At 69.0% G+C, this 22,476-nt stretch carries 18 protein-coding genes and 7 pseudogenes; 14 read left to right on the top strand and 11 right to left on the bottom strand.

Going from position 1 to position 22,476, the window contains the following annotated elements; all coding sequences use genetic code 11:
- Together ACIBK0_RS47620 and ACIBK0_RS47625 are read right to left on the bottom strand one after the other, a co-directional pair.
- Nucleotides 1-527, bottom strand: a 527-nt coding sequence (locus ACIBK0_RS47620) for a helix-turn-helix domain-containing protein (RefSeq protein WP_399095402.1), incomplete at its 3' end; no start/stop codon positions are given.
- A complete protein-coding gene (locus tag ACIBK0_RS47625; protein ID WP_399095405.1) occupies nucleotides 524-1,099 on the bottom strand; it encodes an IS607 family transposase in 576 nt (191 codons plus the stop codon). The genes ACIBK0_RS47620 and ACIBK0_RS47625, both read right to left, overlap by 4 nt.
- Before the next feature lie 38 nt (nucleotides 1,100-1,137).
- Between ACIBK0_RS47625 and ACIBK0_RS47630 the strand changes: the two genes are divergently transcribed.
- The 9 genes and pseudogenes from ACIBK0_RS47630 (at nucleotide 1,138) to ACIBK0_RS47670 (ending at nucleotide 7,117) form a co-directional block, all read left to right on the top strand.
- Nucleotides 1,138-1,902, top strand: coding sequence for an MBL fold metallo-hydrolase (locus ACIBK0_RS47630; protein ID WP_399095408.1), 765 nt, complete (start codon nucleotides 1,138-1,140; stop codon nucleotides 1,900-1,902).
- Between the two features lie 143 nt (nucleotides 1,903-2,045).
- A complete protein-coding gene (locus tag ACIBK0_RS47635; protein ID WP_399095411.1) occupies nucleotides 2,046-2,180 on the top strand; it encodes a hypothetical protein in 135 nt (44 codons plus the stop codon).
- Nucleotides 2,173-2,511, top strand: coding sequence for a hypothetical protein (locus ACIBK0_RS47640; protein WP_399095414.1), 339 nt, complete (start codon nucleotides 2,173-2,175; stop codon nucleotides 2,509-2,511). The genes ACIBK0_RS47635 and ACIBK0_RS47640 overlap by 8 nt, the downstream gene beginning before the upstream one ends.
- A 1-nt stretch (nucleotide 2,512) precedes the next feature.
- Nucleotides 2,513-2,772 (top strand): annotated as a pseudogene (locus ACIBK0_RS47645) (IS5/IS1182 family transposase); the annotation flags it as partial.
- Between the two features lie 22 nt (nucleotides 2,773-2,794).
- Nucleotides 2,795-3,154, top strand: a pseudogene (locus ACIBK0_RS47650) (transposase); the annotation flags it as partial.
- 127 nt (nucleotides 3,155-3,281) lie between these two features.
- Nucleotides 3,282-4,490, top strand: a complete 1,209-nt coding sequence (locus ACIBK0_RS47655; RefSeq protein WP_399095417.1) for a cytochrome P450 — start codon at nucleotides 3,282-3,284, stop codon at nucleotides 4,488-4,490.
- The gene (locus ACIBK0_RS47660) at nucleotides 4,480-5,142 is read left to right on the top strand and encodes a hypothetical protein (protein WP_399095420.1); all 663 of its coding nucleotides are present in this window, start codon (nucleotides 4,480-4,482) and stop codon (nucleotides 5,140-5,142) included. The genes ACIBK0_RS47655 and ACIBK0_RS47660 overlap by 11 nt, the downstream gene beginning before the upstream one ends.
- Nucleotides 5,139-6,422, top strand: coding sequence for a cytochrome P450 (locus ACIBK0_RS47665; RefSeq protein ID WP_399095423.1), 1,284 nt, complete (start codon nucleotides 5,139-5,141; stop codon nucleotides 6,420-6,422). Before ACIBK0_RS47660 ends, ACIBK0_RS47665 begins: the two co-directional genes overlap by 4 nt.
- A complete protein-coding gene (locus tag ACIBK0_RS47670; RefSeq protein WP_399095426.1) occupies nucleotides 6,419-7,117 on the top strand; it encodes an SDR family oxidoreductase in 699 nt (232 codons plus the stop codon). The genes ACIBK0_RS47665 and ACIBK0_RS47670 overlap by 4 nt, the downstream gene beginning before the upstream one ends.
- A 17-nt stretch (nucleotides 7,118-7,134) precedes the next feature.
- Here ACIBK0_RS47670 and ACIBK0_RS47675 read toward each other — a convergent pair whose 3' ends face one another.
- Nucleotides 7,135-8,208, bottom strand: coding sequence for a DUF4277 domain-containing protein (locus ACIBK0_RS47675; RefSeq protein WP_399095429.1), 1,074 nt, complete (start codon nucleotides 8,206-8,208; stop codon nucleotides 7,135-7,137).
- Nucleotides 8,209-8,382: 174 nt separating this feature from the next.
- Between ACIBK0_RS47675 and ACIBK0_RS47680 the strand changes: the two are divergent.
- Nucleotides 8,383-8,898 (top strand): annotated as a pseudogene (locus ACIBK0_RS47680) (malonic semialdehyde reductase); the annotation flags it as partial.
- A 78-nt stretch (nucleotides 8,899-8,976) separates the two neighbouring features.
- Here ACIBK0_RS47680 and ACIBK0_RS47685 read toward each other — a convergent pair.
- From ACIBK0_RS47685 to ACIBK0_RS47700, 4 genes are all read right to left on the bottom strand, one after another.
- Nucleotides 8,977-9,492: a hypothetical protein gene (locus ACIBK0_RS47685; protein ID WP_399095432.1), complete on the bottom strand. Its 516-nt coding sequence runs from the start codon at nucleotides 9,490-9,492 to the stop codon at nucleotides 8,977-8,979.
- A gap of 141 nt (nucleotides 9,493-9,633) precedes the next feature.
- A complete protein-coding gene (locus tag ACIBK0_RS47690; protein WP_399095434.1) occupies nucleotides 9,634-9,759 on the bottom strand; it encodes a hypothetical protein in 126 nt (41 codons plus the stop codon).
- 374 nt (nucleotides 9,760-10,133) lie between these two features.
- Nucleotides 10,134-11,045, bottom strand: a complete 912-nt coding sequence (locus tag ACIBK0_RS47695) for an NAD(P)H-binding protein (RefSeq protein WP_399095437.1) — start codon at nucleotides 11,043-11,045, stop codon at nucleotides 10,134-10,136.
- 224 nt (nucleotides 11,046-11,269) lie between these two features.
- Nucleotides 11,270-12,679: a carboxypeptidase regulatory-like domain-containing protein gene (locus ACIBK0_RS47700; RefSeq protein ID WP_399095440.1), complete on the bottom strand. Its 1,410-nt coding sequence runs from the start codon at nucleotides 12,677-12,679 to the stop codon at nucleotides 11,270-11,272.
- Nucleotides 12,680-12,930: 251 nt separating this feature from the next.
- Between ACIBK0_RS47700 and ACIBK0_RS47705 the strand changes: the two genes are divergently transcribed.
- Nucleotides 12,931-13,500, top strand: a complete 570-nt coding sequence (locus ACIBK0_RS47705; RefSeq protein ID WP_399095443.1) for a TetR family transcriptional regulator — start codon at nucleotides 12,931-12,933, stop codon at nucleotides 13,498-13,500.
- A gap of 691 nt (nucleotides 13,501-14,191) precedes the next feature.
- On the opposite strand, the gene ACIBK0_RS47710 is transcribed toward ACIBK0_RS47705, so the two are convergent.
- Entirely contained in the window at nucleotides 14,192-14,515 is a 324-nt protein-coding gene (locus ACIBK0_RS47710) for a hypothetical protein (RefSeq protein ID WP_399095446.1), read from the bottom strand.
- A 12-nt stretch (nucleotides 14,516-14,527) separates the two neighbouring features.
- Nucleotides 14,528-15,774, bottom strand: a pseudogene (locus ACIBK0_RS47715) (IS256 family transposase).
- A 158-nt stretch (nucleotides 15,775-15,932) separates the two neighbouring features.
- Between ACIBK0_RS47715 and ACIBK0_RS47720 the strand changes: the two are divergent.
- Nucleotides 15,933-16,423: pseudogene (locus ACIBK0_RS47720) on the top strand (MFS transporter); the annotation flags it as partial.
- 66 nt (nucleotides 16,424-16,489) lie between these two features.
- Here ACIBK0_RS47720 and ACIBK0_RS47725 read toward each other — a convergent pair.
- Nucleotides 16,490-18,208, bottom strand: coding sequence for a GAF domain-containing protein (locus tag ACIBK0_RS47725; RefSeq protein WP_399095449.1), 1,719 nt, complete (start codon nucleotides 18,206-18,208; stop codon nucleotides 16,490-16,492).
- 330 nt (nucleotides 18,209-18,538) lie between these two features.
- Between ACIBK0_RS47725 and ppdK the strand changes: the two are divergent.
- Both ppdK and ACIBK0_RS47735 read left to right on the top strand, forming a co-directional pair.
- Nucleotides 18,539-21,221: pseudogene (gene ppdK / locus ACIBK0_RS47730) on the top strand (pyruvate, phosphate dikinase).
- A gap of 80 nt (nucleotides 21,222-21,301) precedes the next feature.
- A pseudogene (locus tag ACIBK0_RS47735) lies at nucleotides 21,302-21,579 on the top strand (hypothetical protein); the annotation flags it as partial.
- Between the two features lie 20 nt (nucleotides 21,580-21,599).
- On the opposite strand, the gene ACIBK0_RS47740 reads toward ACIBK0_RS47735, so the two are convergent.
- The gene (locus tag ACIBK0_RS47740) at nucleotides 21,600-22,472 is read right to left on the bottom strand and encodes a universal stress protein (protein WP_399095452.1); all 873 of its coding nucleotides are present in this window, start codon (nucleotides 22,470-22,472) and stop codon (nucleotides 21,600-21,602) included.
- Nucleotides 22,473-22,476: the final 4 nt, after the last annotated feature.

The raw sequence follows: 22,476 nt of genomic DNA on the forward strand, positions 1-22,476 counted from the left end.
GTGGGCTCGTGGACGCGGATCGTGCCCAGGCGTGGCAGCGTGACGTGCCGGCCGCCGGTCTCGACGCGGATGGTGCCGGTGGTGAACCGGCAGGCCAGGCGGGCCTTCCGCTTCGACTTGAACCGGGGCATCCCCACCACGCGGCCCCGCCGCTTGCCCTGCCTGGACTTCGCGTAGTTGTCGAACGCGGCGGCAGCGTTGGCCAGACCGGTGGAGTAGGCCTCCTTGGAGTTCTCCTGCCACCAGGCGGCGAACCGCGGGTCGGTGTGCTTGACGGCGTTGAACTCCCTGCGCAGCGCGGGCAGCGACCTCGCCCGCCACGGCGTCAGCTCCGCCTCGGGAATGCCGTACGACTCCTCGGCGCGGCGCTGCCACCACGAGGCCTCAACCCAGCCGACAGCCCAGTTGTAGGCGGCCCGCGCCGCACCGCAGTGCGAGCGCAACGCCCGCTCCTGAGCGGCGTTGGGGTCCAGCGCAAACCGGAACGCCTGCACCACGAAACCGGGCTGCACCTGGAACTTCTTCACTCGGCGGCCTCGCTCGTCGCCACGGCCACCGCCCGCGCGGCCCGGTTCTTCGCCGCCCGCCGCCCGTACAAGCGGGCACACATCGAGGTCAGAACCTCGGTGGTGTCCCGCACCAGATCGTCAGCGGTCTCGGTCGGGTCCAGGACGACCAGACGCCGGCCGGACGCCGACAGAGCGGCTTCGAGGTGCTCGACGCCGAACCGGGCCAGCCGGTCACGGTGCTCGACGACAATCACGGCCGCGCCCGGATCGGACAGGAGCCGGTGCAGCTTGCGCCGCCGCCCGTTCAGTGCCGAACCGACCTCGGTCACGACCTGCGCAACCGGCAGGCCGAGCCTGGTAGCACCTTGGACTACACGCGAGACCTGCCGGTCAAGATCCGGCTTCTGGTCGGTCGAGGACACCCGGCAGTACGCCACCACCCGCCCGGATGCCTCTACAGCAGGCTCGTCGACCAGCCACGTGCCGGACGGTGTCTGGCGCACAGGGACCGGCATACGGCCCTCTTTCGCCCACGTCCACGCGGTCTGGTAGTGCACGCCATTACGTGCCGCCCACTCGGAAAGCTTCACGCGACAAGATATCAACTGAGAAAGGCTGAGATCCACTGATGGCCTTGCTGGCCGCCGGGGCATCCGGTGCTCAGGGCTTCCGGACACCGGTGTCCGTCTACGGCCCAGGCCCCGTCGGCATCCCTTCCACCGTGGCCGGTGCCCCAGGTCCCGTGCCGGGCACCGTCGAGATGACCAGGCTGGCCGGACAGGCATACGCCGCTGCCCCCACCTTCTTCATGACCGAGAAGATCGGCATCGACCCGGCCACCCTGCTGGACGTCCACGATGTCCTGCCACCGGACGCCGTCGCCGCCTCCGCGACGAACACCGCCCCCGCCATGCGGCCGTTCACCGTGATGGAGAACGACGACGTCAAGGTCAGCGCCATCCTCGTGCCGCACGGCGCGGTGTTCCCCGCCTACGCCTACCGCTTCGACACCGACCACGGCAGCGTCGTCTTCTCCGGCGACACGACCCTCTCCCCCAACGTCATCACCCTGGCCCGGGACGCGGACGTACTGGTGCACGAGGCCCTCTACCCCGAGGGACTGGCCAGTCTGGGCCTGCCGCAGTCCCTCATCGACCACATCCTGGCCACCCACACCAACGTGGCCGAACTCGGGCGGATCGCCGCCGAGGCCGGTGCCGGCACCCTGGTCGCCACCCACCTCAGCCCGGGGAACCCCGCCGCCGTCTCCGACGCGACGTGGCGCCGCCTGCTCCGCGACAGCGCACGCCGGTCCGACTACGGCGGCAGCATGCTCCTGGGCACCGACCTCATGCACGTCCCGGTGCGGCGCGGCAAGACCCACTGGGGGTAGGCGGGCACAACGGCGTCGGGGTCCGGCGTTTCCACGGGGTGCCGAACCCCGCGGACCCGCCTGACACCGACGCCGGTCTGCTCACTAACGTGTCGGGAGCTCCGAATACCTAGATCCCCCTTGTCGGAGGTGGCCGACTCATCGTGAACGAACAACTTCCCGCGACCGACGCTGATGCCGGCCTCAAGGTCAACGGTGTCCACCTCGTCCTCCCCGCCATCGGCGGGGAGGACGAGGTGGCCCAGGCAGACACCGCGGTGCACAACTGCGGTGACTGACGACCACTCGTCCTGGGGCGGACCGCAGGAATACACCGACACGTTCCTGCGGTGCGCCCGCCGGGCGGTCAAGGACCCGTGCGCGCGACGGGGCTGCGAGCTCGAGTCGTTCACGCACGAAGCCGTACCCGATACCACGGGCGACCTGGTCGTCGCCGCCAGGGTGGTCGTGCTTTTCCGCGGCCGCCGCTGCGTTTTCCGCCGCGGGATCTGGCCCCCGAGCCATCCCGCCGCCACCGGCGCTGCCATCTACGCAACCGTCTTGGAGGAACGACTCCTGACGCGAGTGCGCCCCGCCCCCGGCAACGGCACGTCGCCGCTCGACCTCTGAAGGCACAGACATGGAAATCGTCCAACGCACCCCGGGAGCAGGGGCTTCACGCCCATCCCGAAGCGGTGGGCGGAGGAACGCACCTACGGTCGGCTGATGTTCCACCACCGTCTGGCCCGCGACTGCGAAGCCCTTCCCGCTCGCTCCGAAGCCGTGATCCACCTGGCCATGACCGACCTGATGGCCCGCCCCCTCACCAGCGAAGCCGCCGTTCCCTGGGGCGAGTCAGCAAAACCACATCAAGCACAGGTTCCGGAATGAAACAGCGGGAGAAAGCGACCTTTTACGTGTTCGCGGCCTGGACAACGTTCAGCTGATCATCTGCGACAGCCACAGCGGGCTGGTGACCACGATCCGCATCGTGTTCCTCTGCGTGGCCTGGCAGCGGTGCCGAGTTCACTTCGTGCGAGACGTCTTCGCGGTGATCGAAAAGGGATCAGGAGAGAGAGGGGGGCGGCAACCATCCGTACCCTCTTCGCGCAGGCCATCGCCGAGACCGTCGGCTCCCAGCTGAACGTGGAGGCCGACATGCTCGGCCCGGCAGTTTCCCCAGGTCAAGACCATGCTGCTGGACGCCGCCACAGACATCACTGCATGCGTGGACTTCCCGTCGGCCCACTGGAAAAAGATCTGGAGCACCAGCACGACCGCTGCTCACCCATTTGGAGTAATCCGGCTGTGCTCCGAGTCGCGTGTCACCCGTTTGGAGTCGTCAATGGAGAGTGGCCTGACACGAGACCTCCGTTTCATCGCCCCGAGGGGTTGATGCCATGGGAACCATCGGCTCCACCGACGCCCTCACGGATGTTCACGCCGGCGACCCCTACCCCGTCTATGAATGGCTGCGTGAGACCGAACCGGTGTACCGGTGCCGGACCGGCGCCTACCTCCTGACCCGGTACACGGACTGCCGGCGTGTACTGACCGAGCGCGCGTACTTCCTCGCCCCGGGCGGTCCCCGGCCGTCCGCGGGGACGGCCGGCTGTTGCGCGCCTGTGCTGTCCCGCGTCATGAGCGCGCAGAATCCACCCCGGCACACCAGAATGCGCACCGCGGTCGCTCGGCGTTTCGTCGAGCACGTGCGACGCCAGCAGCCGTGGGTCAGCAGACTCTGCGACCACCTGCTCGAACCCGTAGTGGAGACGCTCCGCCACGGAGTCGCCGACATGACCACGCTGGCCGAGGCATTTCCCCGCGACACGATCATGCACGTGCTGGGACTGCCGCAGGGCGATCAAGAGCGCGTCTCCACACTCGTCACCGACATCTTCCCCACCTCCGGCCCGCTGCCCGAACACAACAGCAACGGCAGAGTGGCGATGCAGCAGCTCACCGACTACCTCCAAGGGGAAGTGGCTCGACGGCGCCGCGCGCCCGGCGACGATCTGATGTCCGAACTCGTCCGAACACACACCGCCTGTCCCGAGGCCTTGCCGCACGACGAACTGGTCAGCATCCTCACGGGACTCACGGTCGCCGGGTACCCGCAGATCGCCGCGGCGATCGAGACCGGGGTCGTCCTGATGATCCGTCACCCGGAATGGGCGGTCTTCCTGGACGACCCCGTCCGTGCCCGGATGTTCGTCGACGAGGTACTCCGCTACGACGCGCCGGTGCAGTTCACGCCCGCTCCCCGCATTCCCGCCAGGACGGTGGTCCTCGGCGGCGTGACGATACCGGGGGGAGCGCAGGTCTGGCCGGTGCTGGGTGCCGCCAACAGGGATCCGGGTGTGTTCACCCAGCCCGACGAGTTCTGGCCGGGGCGCGGCGAGGCACGTCACCTGAGCTTCGGCGGAGGCGCCCACTACTGCCTCGGCGCCGAACTGGTGTACCTGGAAATGGCGATGCTGCTGCGACGGCTGCGGCGGCGTCTTCCCGATCTCGCGCAGGCACGGCCGCCCGCCCAGAGGGTTGGGCGGCTGCGCGGGTTCACTTCCGTTGCTGTCATGCGAACGGAGGCTGATCGTCATGACCGGTAGTGGTCCCCACCTGGACGCGGACTCCGTGCACGTCTTCCTGGAGAGCGCCGCCTGCTCCACGTTCCTCGACGCTGCTCTGCGTGTCTACGAATCGATCAGGCCGAACTTTCCCTACCCCTGCTTCGGAGTGCTGGTCGGCCGTATGCAGGGCGACAGCGCCCGCATCCAGCGCGTCGAATTCGGCCGCAACGTCCGGGCCACCGACAGCGCGGCCCTGGGGGAATTCTCGGAATCCATCGTTCCCTGTTTCGGAGCGGCCTATGAGAACCCGCATCGCGGATACTGGTGCGATTCCACCGACCTGCTGCGCATCCTGCGGGACGCCGAACTGGACGGGCTGGACATTCTGGGGTCGATACACCTGCACCCCGACTGGCACAACATCGACTCACCGGGCGGCGGGTCACGGCTGAGCGAGCACCCGACGCGCATGGACACATACGTCTTCGCCAACACCGGGTGGCCGATCAATCTCATCTGTTACCTGGAACGCCGGAACTGCAGCATGTACCACTCATGGGGCGCATGGACCCCCCGTACCGGCGACCCCTCGAACCCCCGTTGCGACCCGCTGCCGGTGCGCCTGGCCGTGCCCGCCCATGCACGGGTTCACCGGACCCGAACAGCCGTGCGCTCCATGGAGGGCCCGTGAACGCAGAAGAGGTCAACGACGCAGTCGCCTGCCCCATGCCGCCGGGGCACCGGGATTCCGGCGTTCTCACTGATCTTGTGGACGCGAGGGGCTACGTCGATGCCCCCTATGCGCTGCTCGCACAGTTACGGGCCGAAAAGCCCGTACGGCGCGTGGTGTTCGCCGGCGTGCCCGTATGGCTCGTCACGCGCCATGAGGACATCCGCACGGCGAGCAAAGATCCACGGCTCAGCAACGATCCGCGGCGCGGCAACAGGACCGTGCAGACCACTCCGTGGGTCTTCGCCACCGAGACCTACACCGTCACCCGCAATATGCTCCGCTGCGACCCTCCGGACCACACCAGACTCCGAGAACTGGTGGCAGGTGAGTTCACCCCTGGCCGCATCGAGGCCCTGCGCCCACGCATCCAGCAGATCACCGACGAGCTCCTGTCCCCCGTCCTTCCACTGGGGCGCCTGGATGTCATCACCGACTTCGCGAAGCGTCTGCCGCTCACGGTCATCTCGGAAGTACTGGGCGTGCCTGCCCGGGGACGGGACACCTTCGCACGGCTCGCCGGCGTCTACATCGAGATGAGCGAAGGAGACCACCGCCGCATGCCCCGAGCCGCCTCCGAGATGCGGGAGTACCTCACCGGACTTCTGAAAGCGAAGAGGCAGTCCCCCGCCCGTGCCGACGACCTGCTGGGACGACTCCTCGCAGCCGATCACCGGGAGGACGAGGTGATCGGCATGTCCTTCCTCCTCCTCGTGGCCGGTTTCGAGACCACCGCAAATCTCATCGGCAGCGGGGTACTGGCCCTGCTGGAACACCCCGAGCAACTGGAACTGCTCCGCAGACAGCCACACCTCATGGGGCAGGCGATCGAAGAGATCCTGCGCTGGAACGGCCCCATCAAAATGGCGCCCGTCCTACGGTTCACGACCTGCGACATGAGGATCGGAAACGTCACCGTTCCCGGTGGCGGAGAGGCCGTACTGCTGTCCTACGGCGCCGGCAACCGGGACCCCGCCCGCTTCGCCGAGCCCGACCGGTTCGACATCCTCCGCGACAGCCGAGGGCACCTCGCCTTCGGACACGGGATCCACCACTGTCTGGGCGCGCCGCTCGGCAAAGCGGAAGCCGCGATCGCGCTGTGCGCCCTCCTGGAACGCTGCGACGCACTGGCGCTCGCGAGCGATTCCTGCGAACTGGCCTGGGGACACAGCCGGTTCATGCGTGGACTGACCAGCCTGCCGGTCACCTTCCAGCCCGTTCCACCAGGGAGCACACCATGACGACTCCACGACCGCGCGCCCTGGTGACAGGAGCCTCCCGGGGCATCGGAGCGGCCATCGCCCGTGCACTGGCACCCACACACGATCTGCTCCTCGGCGGCCGCGACGCCCGGACGCTCGAGGCCATCGCCCGCGACCTGCCAGGCAAGGCCGGCCCCTGGGCGGTCGATCTGGCGGATCCCGGGAGCCTCGCCCAGGCCGCGACGGACATCGACCGACTGGACGTGCTCGTGCACAACGCCGCCGTCGCGGAGCCCGGCACGATCGCCGACACCCCACTGGACGCGTGGCAGCGAATCTTCGCGGTCAACCTCTTCTCCGCCGCCGAACTCACACGCCTGCTCCTGCCGTCCCTGCGCCGCTGCCAAGGACAGGTGGTCCTGATCAACGCGGGGTCCGGACTCCGGATCAAGGCGCACCGCGGCCCCTACGCCGCCAGCAAATACGCGTTGCGAGCCTTCGCAGAGGCACTTCAGGCCGAAGAGGCACCCAACGGAGTCCGGGTGACCTCGATCCACCCGGGTCCCACCGACACCGAGTTGCAACGCAAGGCGGCCGACCGGGCCGGCCGCGAGTACCGCCCGGATCAGTTCCTGCGGCCCGAGTCGGTGGCCGCCGCCGTGCTCAACGCGGTACGGGCGCCCGCAGACGCGACGGTGACCCGTACCGTCGTCGAGTCAACTACCCGTCGCTGAAGCCCAAGGCCGCGTAGTTAGTCGATGGATGGGTCAGGCGAATCCGCGATCTTTGCTGGTGGGGTGGGTCTTTGTGGTGAGCGCCATTCCGGCTGGAGCGTGTAGAGCCCGCGTCCGGTCCGGCTCAGGATTCCGTCCGTGACCCAGTGGCCCAACTGTGCGCAGAAGCTTCGGTAGTGCGCGATGCCGAGGGTGTCGGCGAGCTCTTTGAGGCTCCACGCTCGCTGGTCATCGGTGCGAAGGAGTTGCAGCGTGCGGTCGCGTCGGCCCGGGCGTCCGGCGGCAGTCGGTGTCGCAGGGGTACTCGTGTCCGCCGTGGGCGTGCTGGGATGCGCCGCGTAGATCGCGATCGCGAGATGGGTGATGTTCTGGCTGGTCAGCGGGCGCGCGTCGGCGGGGCTGCCGGGGTAGCGGGAGAGTGCGGACTTCACCTTGCGGGCGCTGATGCGGTGCGGGCGCGCGTCGGCGGGGCTGCCTTCACCGGCCATGGCCCGCAGGTCCTTCATCGCGCCGACGACCTGGCTGACCTCGGCCGCACCACCGCCGAAGACCCGGGCATGGAGCGGGATGCCGCCGTCGGCCGACACCGCGAGCCCGGCCTGGACCTGCTTCAGATCGAAGCGCCGGTCCTTGGGATGCCCGTAGCCGATGACAGGGAAGTCCTCGTCCTGCCCCTCGACCGGGAAGGACCAGTGCACGGACATGCTGGTCATGTCCCAGTGCATCCGGGCCACATCGATCCCGAACTCACCGATCGCCCGCGCTCCGATCGTGCCCGCGATGTGCTCCAGGTGCGGAGCGATCGCATCCAGTGCCCGGGCCAGACGGTCATCGTTGAGCAGGCCGGGCTCGATCCCGAAGACCTCTTCCACCGCCCAGCACCTGGCCCAGTCCTCCACCCGCACCAGCGGCGCGGGCGACGTCAGCCGGTTGGCCACCAACGCCTCGATCACCTGCCCGTGCGTCACCAGCGCACTCCCGCCACCAGGACACACCTCGTCGACGATCCCGGCGACATCCAGCCGGCGCAGAAACCAGGCAGCGACAGGCAGAGCGCCCAGACGCTTCTCCACCACGGACGTCACCGCCACTTCAAAACGCTGACGTTGAGACCGTGGCCGCGGGGACCGGGAAGTCATCGACACACCCCACCCAACGCCACACCCCCGGCCCAGGACACCCCCGGACCGGTCACACCATACGAATCAACGACCCGCGAGGTACCGGCCTAGATGCCGAAGCCGCACACCCGTAAGAGGTTCACCATGTCACTCGCACTCGACCCCGCAGCCCAGGCCCTTCTGTTCCGGGAGGCACGGACCGCCAACACCTTCACCGACGACCCGGTGACGGACGACCAGATGAAGGCCATCTACGAACTGGTCAAGTACGGCCCACCAGCATGAACCAGCAACCGCTGCGTATCGTGCTGGTCCGTTCCGCCGAGGCGCGTGAACGCCTGAGCGGACACCTGTCCGAGGGAAACCGCAAGAAGACCGCGGCCGCCCCACTCGCCGCGCCTCGCCGCAGACAATGAGTTCCACGAGGAACTGCCCAGCCAGTTCCCCCACTTCCCGCAGGCAAGGGATCTCTTCGCCGAGCGTGCGGTGCGTGAGCGGTTCGCAAGGCTCAACGCGCTCCTCCAGGTCGGCTACTTCATCATCGGCGTCCGCGCGGCCGGCCTGGCCGCGGGACCGATGACCGGCTTCGACGCCGAGGGCATCGCGTCTACCTGGTGGACACCGACGACTATGCCCTCGTGCTTGACACACGCGGCGAAGTGATCGGCGAAGGACACGACTTTTCCAGGTACATCCGCGAGTACCTGGGCAAAGACGCCCTCGAATGAACCCCTCCGGTCATCCACGCGTCCGCAGGCCCGGGGGGAGGGTCTCCCCGTCCGGGACCGGTTCCGTCCGGCTCCCGGCGGTGTCGCCGATGGCGGTGTGCGAGGGCGGCCATGGCAGCAGGGCGATCAGGGAGTGCGCCCGATGGATGAGGAAGGCGGCGAGCGGCAGTTCGGTGGCCAGGGCAAGGCCTCCCGCCATCCAGATGTCCTCGGTGCCGGCGTCGAGCGAGATGTCGAACCAGGTGTCGCAGATCAGCAGGACCGCTGTGGCGTGCGCGTACAGGATGACCGAACGGCTGCGGCGCCAGGCCAGCAACGCCGTGGATGCCAACGCCATGATGAGCAGCACGTCGAATCCGACCCAGGTCAGGCGCCACTCGTGCACGTGGCGGGACGACGGCAGCGTCAGACCCAGCATCACGGTCCACGGTATGAGACAGGCGGCGCACGCGGCGAGCAGCTCAGCGGTGTGCTTCCTGCGGCGGTCCGGCGAGAGGCCGTGGCGGCCGGTGTCTTCCTTGGTCACTTGCGGTCCATCCTCGCGCACTTCCACCGACACCGGTAGGTTTCCCGGATTCCACATGGCCACAGCCGCAGACGTCGTTCCGGATATTCCCGCGGCGTGCCACGGAACATCTCGGGACCAGGTGATGCCGGTGTTGCGCCATTACGCCAACCCGAACATCTTCAGCTGCTCCCAGATCCGCGGGTAGAAGCGGTCGTACGTGGAGCGGTCCCAGACGTGTCCGCGGTGTCCGCCGTGGTGCCCACCGGCGGTCCCCGTCTCCGCCACTGCACCCACCTGGGCAGGGACGCGCGTGTCGGCCGGAAGAGCAGCCGCCTTCGCGGACCCCCGGCGGTGAGGAGGGCACCTCCGGCGAATGCCAGAGAAGCAGCGGCGGTCGCGATGCGCCGTACGAACTTGTCCTTTGATGCGCAAAATAATCACTCCGTAATTTCCCGAGAGTAGTAACTGGCAACGCGACCAGTGTCGAGCGGGAAAAGCGCGCGGTGCATCGCATGATCTGGTGATTGACTGCTGCGCAGGTGGGCCCATCCTGCGGGTACGCATGTGGGCTTCATCTGGGATCTGGTAGTCGCATGAATCAATAGATTGCGCGATGTCCCAGAGTTCCTTTCTCGTGCACTCTGCCCAGAGACACCGTCTTAGCTTCGCTTCCGCCTGAACTCAGCGGTACCCCGCGCGGTGTTCGTCGCGGGCCACCAGGCTGCGTTCGAGATCGGGGTCGCCGGTGAGCCGGTGAGCCGGGGAACCACGTCGGTGACCACGGAAACCTCGCCCCTCTCGATCGCCTGGTACCACGAGATCCATGTCTCGATCTGTTCCCCGCTCATGCCCAGTCGCCATCGCCGTGCGAAGGCTTCCTCGAGGGTCTCGGGTTCGTAGCGGTAGGGCCGACCGGTGGCTGCGGCGATCCGGGTGACCGCTTCGTCGAGAGTCAGGGCCTCGGGCCCGGTGATCTCAAGGGTCGCGCCGTCGTGCTCCGAGCGGGGACCGTCGTCGAGGGCGACGGCCGTGATCACGGCGGCGATGTCCTCGTGGGTGACGAAGGCGGCCCGGCCTGTCGTCGCAGGGCCGCTCACAACGAATTCCTCGTTGGCGAGGGCGGCAGGCGTCGACGCGTAGAAGCCCGCCCGGAGCACTGTGTGGCGGATCCCGGCCCCTGCCAGGAACTGTTCGGTCAGCCATTGGTCGCGGGCGTTGAGGTAGGTGGCGGTGGGCGCCGCGCTGACGAGGGACACATACAGGACCCGGTCCACGCCGACCGCGATCGCGGCCTCGACCGCGGTGGCGTGTTCCTCCAGCCGGCGACCCGTACGGTGTCCGGAGACCAGGATGAGGGTCGACGCGCCCTCGAGCGCCCTGCGCATGTCCGCGGCGTCGGCGTACGCGGCCGGACCGCGTCGCTGGGCGCCTGGCAGTTCGGGCATGTGGTCGGGACTACGTCCGACGAGGAGTTGCGGGACGCCGTGGCCGGCGAGTCGGGCCGCGATCCGGCTGCCGAGCGCACCGGTCACCCCGGTGACCGCCACCGTGGCGTGATTCTTGTCAGGCATGTGTTTCCCTCCAGCCCGGGCCGCTGCCGATCCCGGCGTTCTTGTTTTCCGCTCATGTCCAGCAAAGAGAGCGATGGTTTCGCCATATCCTCCGGCTGTGGGATGGCGCCGGGGTCCACCGCCACTCAGGCGCGGCGGCCTTTCCGGAGACCGAGATCGTCGCGGTGCACGTCGAGCAAGGCGCACCCACCTCGTCGGCGCCGGCCAACGCCGTCTGCGTGGTCTCAAGATCCGTGTCTCGCGTGTCCGGGATCGAGGCGTTGAGCGCCCGCGCGGACTGACGTCGCGTTGCGCCGGTCATGCAGGGTGAAGTCGGCCCGGACGGCCACTCCGGACTGCAGCAGCTTCTGGTGGACCAGGGGGTCTCGGCCGGGGTGCGAGACGACGATGCTGATGTATCCCTCGGGCAGTCCGGTCACGGCGTACTCGCCGCGCGCGTTCGTCGTGGTGCGCACCAACTGCCGGCCGCCGGTGTCCATGACGGTCACCGCGACATGGCGGATGGGCTGCTGTTCGCCGTCGCGGACGGTGCCCTCCAGCATCGGCAACAGCTCGCCGAAGTGGTGGGGATGGACCGGTAGCGCGGTGGGTGTGGGCGCTTCCACGGAGGGGTCCTCCACCGGCGGTTCGGGAATGTCCTCGGGCTCGTCCTGCGCTCCCCGTCGTAGGGCCATGCGGTGGTGGTGCCAGGCGTCGAGGCCCAGCAGCGCCATACCCGCGGTGATCCACACGCACAGCACGAGGACCGGCTTCAGCACCCCGGCACCGTCGAAGTACAGCACTCCTCTCAGGGCGTCGACCGCGTTGCCCAGCGGCATGACGGCGTGCAGGGCTTGGAAGAACCCCGGCAGCAGCTGGACGGGGACCAGGCCGCTGGAGGGAACGCTCAGCACGACGTACAGGCCCAGACCCGCCAGTGGGAAGAAGTGCTTGACGAAGGGCGCCATGCCGAGGGAGAACGTGGCCACGGCGGTGGTGAGCAGGAAGGCGATCGCCAGGGCCGTGGGGTCGTTGGGGAAGAAGCCCAGTCCCGCGCCGACGAGGAAACCCACGACGCTGAACAGGCCGGCGACGCCTGCGACCGTGATCAGCTTCTTGCGCCGGTTGAAGGTCACCGCTCGCAGCAGGGTCGTGGCGAGTATGTAGCCGGGGACGTTCCAGGCGATCCCGAAGTAGACCACGGTGGTGCCGGGCCCGTCCTTGCTGACCGTGGGGGCTACGTCCGTGACGGTGAGCTTCTGGTGGTTGCGCGTCGCAAGTTGGGTGAAGCCCTTGGTCAGCGCCTGCTCCAGGGTCGCGCCGTTGGCCTTGGCCACGTACAGCACGGCATGTCCGCCCTTGGCGGCGAAGCCTGCCACGGCGTCCCGGTCCAGCACCGCCCGGCGGGCTTCTCGGGCGTCTGTGACGGCGGTGACGTCGAACCCGCCGGGATGCTGCCGCTGCAGGGCGGTGTCGACATCGCGTTCCACTGCGGGATCGGCGATCACGAGCTTGGCGTGGTGGGGCTGAGGCTGGTGAAAGGCCATGGGGAAGCAGAAGAGCAGGCCGAGGAAGAGTACTGCCGGGATCGTGAGGGTCTCGACGAGGACTCTGGCCACGGATATGCCCCGGGGACGCTCGATCCGGTGTTTCACAGGACCACCCCTTGGCCGCGGCGAGCCATGCCGCGGAGCCCGCGGGGCACACGACCGACCGGATGCCCGGTAACCCCATGGCCGCCCCTCCGGTACCGGTGGTCCTTCGCCATTCGCGGTCCAATCAGTTTCACGGCGCCCCTCTCGGCTGCCCCGCGCCTGACCGTCGCCACGGCGCCACTCGATTAACGTACCGATCGGCACATCTACGTCTGCTGGACCTTACGTGTACCGGTCGGTACAGTCAAAGCGTGCCTCGCCCCGTCAACGCCGAAAAGCGCGCCGAGCTGCTGAAGCAGGTGGTGCACCACCTCCAGCACCACGGCGTCGCGCAGATGTCGCTGAGTCCACTCGCCGAGTCGATCGGCACCACCAAGCGCATGCTTCTGTACTACTTCGGCAGCCGCGAGAACCTGCTGGCCCAGGCGCTGGCCGCCAGCCGTCCCGACGCGCACGCGATGTTCGACGGCGTCCGCGACAGCGCGGGACTGCGCAAGGCGGCCCATACCCTGTGGGAGGCGATGACCGTCGGGGAGCAGTCCGGACCGGTCCGCATGCTGCTGCAGCTGCTCAGCCTGGCCGCCACCGATTCCGAGCAGTACGGCGACATCGCGGCCGAGACCGTCGAGGTCATGATCGGCCCCATCGCCGGGGCCTACGTCCGGCTGGGTCATCCGCCACAGCAGGCGCGGACACGGGCCACGCTTCTCGTCTCCGGCCTGCGCGGTCTGTGTCAGGACCGCTTGGTGACCCATGACGTCGCCCGTACCGACGCGGCCGCCCGCCGCCTCATCAGGGACGCAGTCACGGCGGCCGACTGAGCTTGTGACCCCGTCCCCGCTTGGTGGCATAGCCGATCAAGGCCAGGGCGTACGTCCGGCAGACCACTGCCCTGGCTGCACCCGGGCGAAGGGAATTCGACAAGCCCCAGCCACCAGCCGTGATCGTCGAGCCAAAGGCGAGACTGGCCACGCTGACGGAGTCCGAGGGGGCGGACCTGAGTCATGGCGGCCCCAGCCACCAGCCGCGACGCAGGAAATGTAGGGGCCATGGCTTCACCACCATCACGACCTACGAGCGCCTGATCGCCCCCGTTCGACGACAGACCCTAGGCTGAGACTGCTACGGAAGAGGCGGCGCCATGGATGCCGAGTCCCGGATCAGGGCCGCGATTGAGGAGCATTGGCCGGCTTTGATTGCCTCGCCGGACGCCTCCAGGGTGTCAGGCGCGCTTGCCGTGGCTTGCGGTGTGCGTGGCACTGAAGCGTGTCCGGTAGCCCCCCGACGTGAAGGTTGCGCGTGAAGGTGCGCATGAGGGTGTCGGGTGAGGTGGGCCGGCCTCTCTCGGCGCCTGGTGATGACGAGCCGGGCCGCGATGTCGCGCAGGCCCACCTGGCCCCGCCGGTGCAGGGTCACAGCAGGGCGTCGTCGGTCAGCCAGCCCCGCGGATTGTCTCGCCTGGTCGGGGTGCTTCTATCTGTGAGTAATTGTCAATAGTTGTGGATCAACGGATCAGAACGCTTCATGGGCCAGTGCTTCGAGCCCTTCGATGGAGGTCAGGGTGCTGTTGAGCACGCTGTCCAATGCCGGTGCAGTGACCAGCACGAGGGTCTGGAATGCTGCGTGCTCCGAAGCGTAGAGATCGTCTTCTTCGTCGTCTCCAGGGATTGCGTTGGGCTGGATCTCGATCTCAGCGCCCCCTGCCTCGGCCTTGAGGTATTCGCCGCGGAAGTAGCTGTCGTGCTCGGCGAAGGTCAGGTTGAGGAGTGGGGCGAGCAGCCCGGCCAGCTCCTTGACCGTGTGGGTCTTGGTCCCGTAGGTGTCGTGAATGGTCATCGTGGGGTCACCCTAGGCCGCGAGGGGATCGGGGCGTTCGACGAGGTGGCCGCGTTCGAAGCGGGCGCCGGCTCGGACGAGGGCGACCAGGTGGGGTGCATTGACCGCCCGCCACCGTTGCTGGGCGGACTCAACGAGTTTGAAGACCATGGCCAGGGCAGCGGCCGCACTGCCGGCCCCGCGGGTGACCTTGGTCCGCAGCCGGACGGTGGCGAAGGTCGACTCAATGGGATTCGTGGTCCGCAGGTGGATCCAGTGCTCGGCCGGGAAGTCGTAGAACGCCAGCAGCTCGTCCGAGTCGTCGGTGATCTTCTTGACGGCCTTGGGGAACTTCGCGCCGTATGTCTTCTCGAACACAGTGATGGCCTTGAGCGCATGGTCGCGGTCCTCGGCGTTGTAGATCTCCTGCAGGGCCTTCTTCGCGCCGGGCTGCGCGGACTTCGGCAGGGCGTTCGCGACATTGGCGGTCTTGTGAACCCAGCACCTCTGATGCCGGGTGGCGGGGAACACCTCGCTGATCGCCTTCCAGAAGCCCAGGGCTCCGTCGCCGACCGCGAGGACGGGGGCGCGCATGCCGCGTCGCTGGGCGTCCCGCAGCAAGTCGGCCCAGGAGTCGGCCGATTCGCGGTAGCCGTCGGCCGTGGCGATCAGTTCCTTGGTGCCGTCGGCGCGCACGCCCATCAATACCAGCACACATGACCTGGCCTCGCGCAGGCGGATGCGAAGGTGGATGCCGTCGGCCCAGACGTAGACGTAGTCGGCCCCTGACAGGTCGCGCTCGCCGAACGCGGTGTGGTCGGCCTGCCACTGTTGGGTGAGCCGCGTCACGGTCGCCTGGGAGAGTCCGGCGGAGCTGCCCAGGAACTGCTCCAGGGCGGGCACGAAGTCGCCGGTGGACAGGCCGTGCAGGTAGAGCAGCGGCAGCACCTCGCTGATCTTCGGGGACTTGCGGCACCAGGGCGGCAGGATCGCCGAGGAGAACGCGCTCACCCGTCGCCTCGTCGACGCGCTTGTCGTTCACCCGCGGGGCCTTCACCTCGACCGTACCGGCCGCGGTGGTGACCTTCCGCGGCTGGTGGTGGCCGTTGCGGACCACCAGACGGTACCCGCTCGTCGCGGTCGCCAGCCAACTCGGCTATATAGGCATCGGTTTCGGCCTCCAGCGCGGCGGCCAGCATCCGCCTTGCACCCTCACGGACGATGTCGTCGATCAGAGAGCCGGTCTCGGTCGTTCCATCGGCATTCACTACGCTCAGCACGGGCGTGCCTTCCCGACCGACGGTGCAACGTCGGCCTACTCGATGACCAGAAGTCGATCACTCGGGAAGGTACGCCCTCCGCGTCCAACCCAAGGCCGATCCACAGGTCATGGGCATTGCTCTCTATCTGTTCGGTCAAGGTCTGTGGGCTTGGTCCCCTGAAGACCGGCTACGGCCTCACGCAGGCCGACGCGGCCAACCGTATGGCAGGGTTCGTGCTGCTCGCCGTGGCGATGCGGCCGGTCGGCGGCTGGCTGTCGGCCCGGTGCGGATCCTGTCCGGAGCGCTGGCCGTGGTCGTTGCCGGCGCGCTCGTGCAGTCCTTCACGCCGCCCCTCAATCCACTGGGCACGGCTGCGTTCCTTGCCATGGCGGGCGCCCTGGGCGCCGGCAGCGGAGCGACCTTCGCCTTCGTGGCCCTGCTGGCACCGCCGAGCCGCACCGGCTCGGTCACCGGCGTCGTCGGAGCGGCCGGCGGCCTGGGCGGCTTCATACCGCCGTTGATCATGGGCTCGCTGTACGGTGCCTACGGCTCGTACGCCCTGGGGCTGCTCCTCCTGGCCGCAGTGGCCATGGGAGCCCTGCTCTTCACCGGCACGGGAGTGCGCAGGGCGGTCGTCCAGCGGACGTCTCCCACGGCGCAGTACTAGGGGCGGCCTCGAATCGTGGGCCGCAGGTGCCCCGTCGTCGAGGGCGAGCACCGTGCCGGTGGCACCCTACGGTTTCACCAACGGCACCTGCCACACCAGCGTGGTGCCGCCGCCCTCGGGTTCCCTCAGCTCCAGCCCGCCGCCCAATTGCTCGGCCCGCTCCGCCATGTTGCGCAGCCCGCTGCGGCGGCCGTCAGCCGGGATGCCCACACCGTTGTCCGTGACCGACAGGCGTACCTCCCGCCCATCCGTGGCCAGGACCACCTCGGTCCGGGCCGCATGGGCGTGCCGCGCGACATTGGTCAGGGCCTCGGAGAGCACCGCCACCACGTGGTCGGCGATCGCCCTCGGCACGTCGGTGTCCAGGAGGCCCTCCATCCGGACGCTGGGGGCGAAGCCAAGAATCGGCGCCGCCTCCCCGACCACCCGTACGGCACGAGCCCGCAGACCCGATTCCCCGGCGCCCTCGCGCGTGCGCAGGCCGAAGATCGTCGACCTGATTATCTTGATGGTCTCGTCCAGGTCGTCGACCGCGCGCACAACGCGCTCGGCGGCCTGCTCGTGCTCGATGAAGCGGCCGGCGCTCTGCAGCGTCATGCCGGTGGCGAACAGCCGCTGGATCGCCAGGTCGTGCAGGTCCCGCGCGATCCGGTCGCGGTCTTTGAGCACCGCGACCTCCTCGGCGTCCTGGCGGCGTTCCGCCAGTTCCATCGCAATGGCGGCCTGCGCGGCGAAGGACTGCAGGGTCTCGGTCTCCGTCACAGTGAAAACCGGTCGACCGGCCTCTCGCGCCAGAAGGACCACGCCTCGTGCACCCGCCTCGCCGGTACCGATGGGCACGGCCACGGCAGGGCCGAGTCCTCCGAAGCGCGGAGGCTCCAGGGAGATCCGTTCGTCGTGGCTGACATCCGCGCTGGTAACCGGGAGCGCGCTGGAGAAGGCCAGCCCCATCAGGCTCCTGTCCATGGACAGTACGAGCCCCCGGTGCGCCTCGGCGTCCATCCCGACGGCGATCTCCACGGCAAGTGACCCGGTGTCCTCCATGGGCAGCGCGACCGCCGCCAGGGCCGACCCGGTGATCTCACCGGCCCGCTCCGCGATCAGACCGAGAACGTCGGCGCGCGCACCGCCGGACATCAGGCGATGGGTGACCTCCGCGTTCGCCTGCAGCCAGCGCTCGCGCAGCCGGGACTCCTCGTACAGGCGGGCGTTGTCGATCGCGACGCCGGCCGCCACGGCCAGAGTGAGTATGACCGAGAGGTCCTCCTCGTCGAACTGGGCACCGCCGCGCTTCTCGGTCAGGTACAGGTTGCCGAAGACCTGGTCACGCACGCGGATGGGCACCCCCAGGAAGGTGTTCATCGGCGGGTGGTGAGCCGGGAAGCCATACGAGGCCGGGTGCTGGGAGATTTTCGCGAGCCGCAGTGGCTCGGGGTGGCGAATCAGCTCACCGAGGATGCCGTGCCCCTCGGGAAACGGGCCGATTCTGGCGATCTCCTCGTCGCTGACCCCAACCGTGTGAAAGGCCGACAGCCGCCTGCCGTCCGGGCCGATCACGCCAAGGGCAGCATACTCGGCGTCGACCAGCACGGCCGCCGCCTCGACGATACTCAACAGCGCCTGCTGGAGGTCGAGTTCACGTCCGACCGACAGCACCGCCTCCAGCAGGCTGTGCACTCGGTCGCGGGTGCCGCGGGCCGCGTCGAGGCGGGCATGCAACTCCTCCAGCAGCTCGTCCAGCCTCAGTTGCGGCAGCCGTATGCGGGCCTCCTCCGGGCTTACCACCTGCACTCCTCCAGGTCCCCTCAACGCACGGACACCCACCGGTCCGGTCATGTGCCACGGTAATCGCCGACCGAAGGGGGCGACAGCGATTCGGGCCGAGTTACCAGGACTCCGCTTCAGTGACTCCGTTTCAACAAACCCTGGGTCCGGAGTACGCCATGGACCGGTGATCACGCACCCCGCGCCGGACCGGTTGGTGGTCGCCCAGGAGACCCTGACCCGCCTGGGCCGATCAGCCCAGAGGAGGGGACCGGCGGCACCTGCCCCTGCGGCCACGGTCGGACGCTGGAGCTGTACCCAGCCCGAAGACCGACGGAGGAGACCGGCGTCATGGTCCGTTACGTGTACGACTTCGCAGAAGGCGGCCGTGACCTGGCCGACCTGCTCGGCGGCAAGGGCGCGAACCTGGCCGAGATGACCCTGCTGGGACTGCCGGTCCCGCCGGGTTTCACCGTGACCACGGAGGCCTGCCGTACCTTCCTTGCCACCGGCACCGGGCCGGACGGCCTGGCCCACGAGATCCGCGAGCACCTGACCGCGTTGGAACAGGCCGGGGGACGGCGGCTGGGTCAGCCCGACGACCCGCTGCTGCTGTCCGTCCGCTCCGGTGCACGGTTCTCGATGCCGGGCATGATGGAGACGATCCTCGACATCGGCCTCAACGACGACTCCGTCCTCGGCCTGGCGAAGGTCTCCGGGAACGAAAGCTTCGCCTGGGACTCCTACCGCCGCCTTGTGCAGATGTTCGGCAGCACTGTCCTGGGCGTCGACGGCTCCCTGTTCGAGAACGCCATGTCGGACCTCAAGCGGGTCCGGGGCGCGGCGAATGACCTGGGCCTGAACGCGGCGGATCTGGCCGGGCTCGTCGAGACGTACAAGGACCTGATCCACCGGGAGACCCGCGAGTACTTCCCGCAGTCCCCGGACGAGCAGCTGCGCCGGGCGGTCCTCGCCGTCTTCGAGTCCTGGAAGGGCGAGCGCGCCCAGGTGTGCCGCCGCCGCGAGCACATCGCCGACGACCTGGGCACCGCGGTCAACGTGCAGACCATGGTCTTCGGCAACTTCGGCCCCGACTCCGGCAGCGGCGTCGCCTTCACCCGCGACCCGGCCACGGGACGGCCCGGCTTGTACGGCGACTACCTGGCCAACGCACAGGGAGAGGATGTCGTGGCCGGCATCCGCAACACCGTCCCGCTGACCGCCCTGGAGGAACTGGATCCGACCTCATACCTGCAACTGCAGAACCACTTGCGGACGTTGGAGACTCACTACCGGGATCTGTGCGACATCGAGTTCACCATCGAGCGCGGCCGCTTGTGGATGCTGCAGACCCGGGTGGGCAAGCGCACCGCCGAGGCCGCGTTCGCCATCGCCGCCGAGCTGGTCGACGAGGACCTGATCACCGCCGACGAGGGCCTGGCCCGCGTGAGCGGTGACCGGCTTGCCCGTCTGATGTTCCCCCGGTTCGACACCTCGGCCGTCGGCAAGGCTCTCGCGCACGGCCTTCCGGCCTCACCCGGCGCGGCCGTGGGGGCAGCGGTGTTCGACTCCGCCGAAGCCGTCCGCCGCGCTACCGCGGGCGAGAAGGTCGTCCTCGTACGCCAGGAGACCACGCCCGACGACCTGCCGGGCATGATCGCCGCGCAGGCGGTGGTGACGAGCCGCGGCGGCAAGACCAGCCACGCGGCCGTGGTCGCCCGCGGCATGGGCACGGTGTGCGTGTGCGGTGCCGAGGAACTCACCGTGGACACCGAGACGCGCCGCCTCACTGTGGGCGACGCCACCGTCGATGAGGGCACGGTCGTCTCCGTCGACGGCTCTGAGGGCGCCGTCTACTTGGGTGCTGTTCCGCTCGTCGACTCCGCGGTGATGCGGTACTTCGAGACGGGCGAGCGGTCGGCCGGGCTGGTCGAGGCCGTGGCCGGTGCCATGGAGAGGGCGGACAGCATCCGGCGGCTGGAAGTGCGCGCTAACGCAGACACCCCCGAGGATGCCGCCCGGGCCCGGCGGTTCGGCGCGCAGGGCGTCGGGCTGTGCCGCACCGAGCACATGTTCCTCGGCGCGCGCCGCAAGTTGGTCGAGGCGATGATCCTGGCCCGCGACAAGACCGAGCGCGAGGAGGCGCTGAGCGCCCTGCTGCCGCTCCAACGGCAGGACTTCATAGGCATCCTGGAGGCGATGGACGGCCTGCCGGTCACCATCCGGCTCATCGACCCGCCCCTGCACGAGTTCCTGCCCGACCACACCGAACTCGCCGTACGTGTCGCCACCGCCGAAGCCCATGGCACTGTGCCCGACCCGCACGACACCGAGCTGCTCGACGCCGTCGGCCGCATGCATGAGGAGAACCCGATGCTCGGCCTGCGCGGTGTCCGCCTGGGTCTGGTCGTCCCGGGGCTGGTCGCCATGCAGGTGCGGGCCATCGCCGAAGCGGTCGTGGAACGCACGAAGGCCGGGGGTTCCCCCGAGGCGGAGATCATGGTGCCGCTGGTCGGCGCCGTCGAGGAGCTTCGCATCGAACGCGAGGAGGTGGAGCGAGTCCTGGCCGAGGTCTCCAAGGAGTCCGGCGTCCCCGTGCACTGCCCGGTCGGCACCATGATCGAGCTGTCCCGGGCCGCACTCATGGCAGGCCCGATCGCCGAGGAGGCGGAGTTCTTCTCCTTCGGCACCAACGACCTCACCCAGACCACCTGGGGCTTCTCCCGCGACGACGTCGAGGCGGCGATCTTCTCCGCCTCGACAAAGGCATCTTCGCCACCTCACCGTTCGAGACGATCGACCGCGCAGGCGTGGGCCGTCTGGTCCGGATCGCGGTCGACGAAGGCCGCGCCGCGCGCGACCCGACCTGAAGATCGGCGTCTGCGGCGAGCACGGCGGGGATCCGGATTCCGTCCACTTCTTCCATGCAGCGGGCCTCGACTACGTCTCCTGCTCGCCGTTTCGCGTCCCGGTCGCGCGTCTGGAGGCCGGGCGGGCCGCGCTCCCCGAGACGGGGACGAGCGACAGCAGGTGATGAGGGCCGGGCTCCACGCAGGGGACGGGTCTCCGAGCAGCTCAACCCCCCGTCGCCCGGATCGCGGCGTTGCCCGAGCCGACGGGTCCTGGCACAACCGGGCCGGCGTCGAGCACGTGATGGGCTTGTGCACGAAGGAGGAGTACCAGCTCTTCCTGCGGCGGTGCCCGATCTTCGAGCGGATGCTCGTGGAGGACGGGATCCTGCAGCGCAAGCACTGGTTCTCGGTGAGCGACACCGAGCCGCAGGAGCGGTTCCGGCGCCGGTCCTTGAGCTGCCGAACCGGCCGGAGTCGACCGGCTATGGGCACCTCTCGCGCGATCTGCAGACCTCCGTCCCCGACCACGCCGCGAGCCCCCGAGTAGCCGGCCACCGCTCTCACACCCGCTCGGGTACGACCGCCACAGCGCAGGCGGCATGGTGCAGCGTCCCGTGGGCGACACGCCCCAACTGGAGCCCGAGGTGCCCCGGGTTACGCCGGGCGCCGACCACCAGCAGGTAGGCCTCGTGCGAGATGGCCAGGAGCACCCTGCGGGCCGGGCCCTCGATCGTGCGCCGGTGCAGTTCCACGTCCGCGGGTGCGTTCTTCAGTGCCTCCTCCAGGACCTCGGTGGCGTGCTGTTCGTGCAGCCGTGCCGGTTCGCTGGCGAGCAGGGGGTGGTCGGTGGTCTCGTGCGCCGGGCACCGCCAGGCCCGTACAGCGTCCAGCGGCACGTGGCGCAGCCTCGCCTCCTGGAAGGCAAAGCGCAGGGCGGCGGAGTTCGACCCCTTCTCGCCGACACCCACGACGACGCGGCCATGGATTCCGGCGCCGGCCTGGTTGTCGTGGCTGCCGCGCAGCACGATCACCGGGCAGTCGGCGTGGGCGGCGACGGTGAGGCTGACCGACCCGAGCAGCATCTCGACGAGACCGCTGCGCCCGCGAGTGCCGAGCACCACCGCAGAGGCGTGGCGTCCCTCGCGAACGAGTGCGTACTCGGGTTCCTCGGGCAGTACGGCGGTGGAGACCTCGAGGTCGGACTGGCGCAGGCGGGCCCGCCGTGCGCCGACCCGCACGATGTCCTCGGCCATCACTTGTTCGGACGGCTTACCCAGATCCCCCGCAAGCGCGGCACCCTCGTACCGCTCCCAGAGAGAGGCGTACACCAGGCGCAGCGGCAGCCCCCGCAGGGCGGCCTCGTCGGCCGCCCAGTCGACGGCCCGCAGGCTGCGTTCGGAGCCATCGACCCCGACGACGAGCGGGAGGTCCACCGTC

It is taken from the genome of Streptomyces sp. NPDC050564 (assembly GCF_044457265.1).
Taxonomy (GTDB): Bacteria; Actinomycetota; Actinomycetes; order Streptomycetales; family Streptomycetaceae; genus Streptomyces.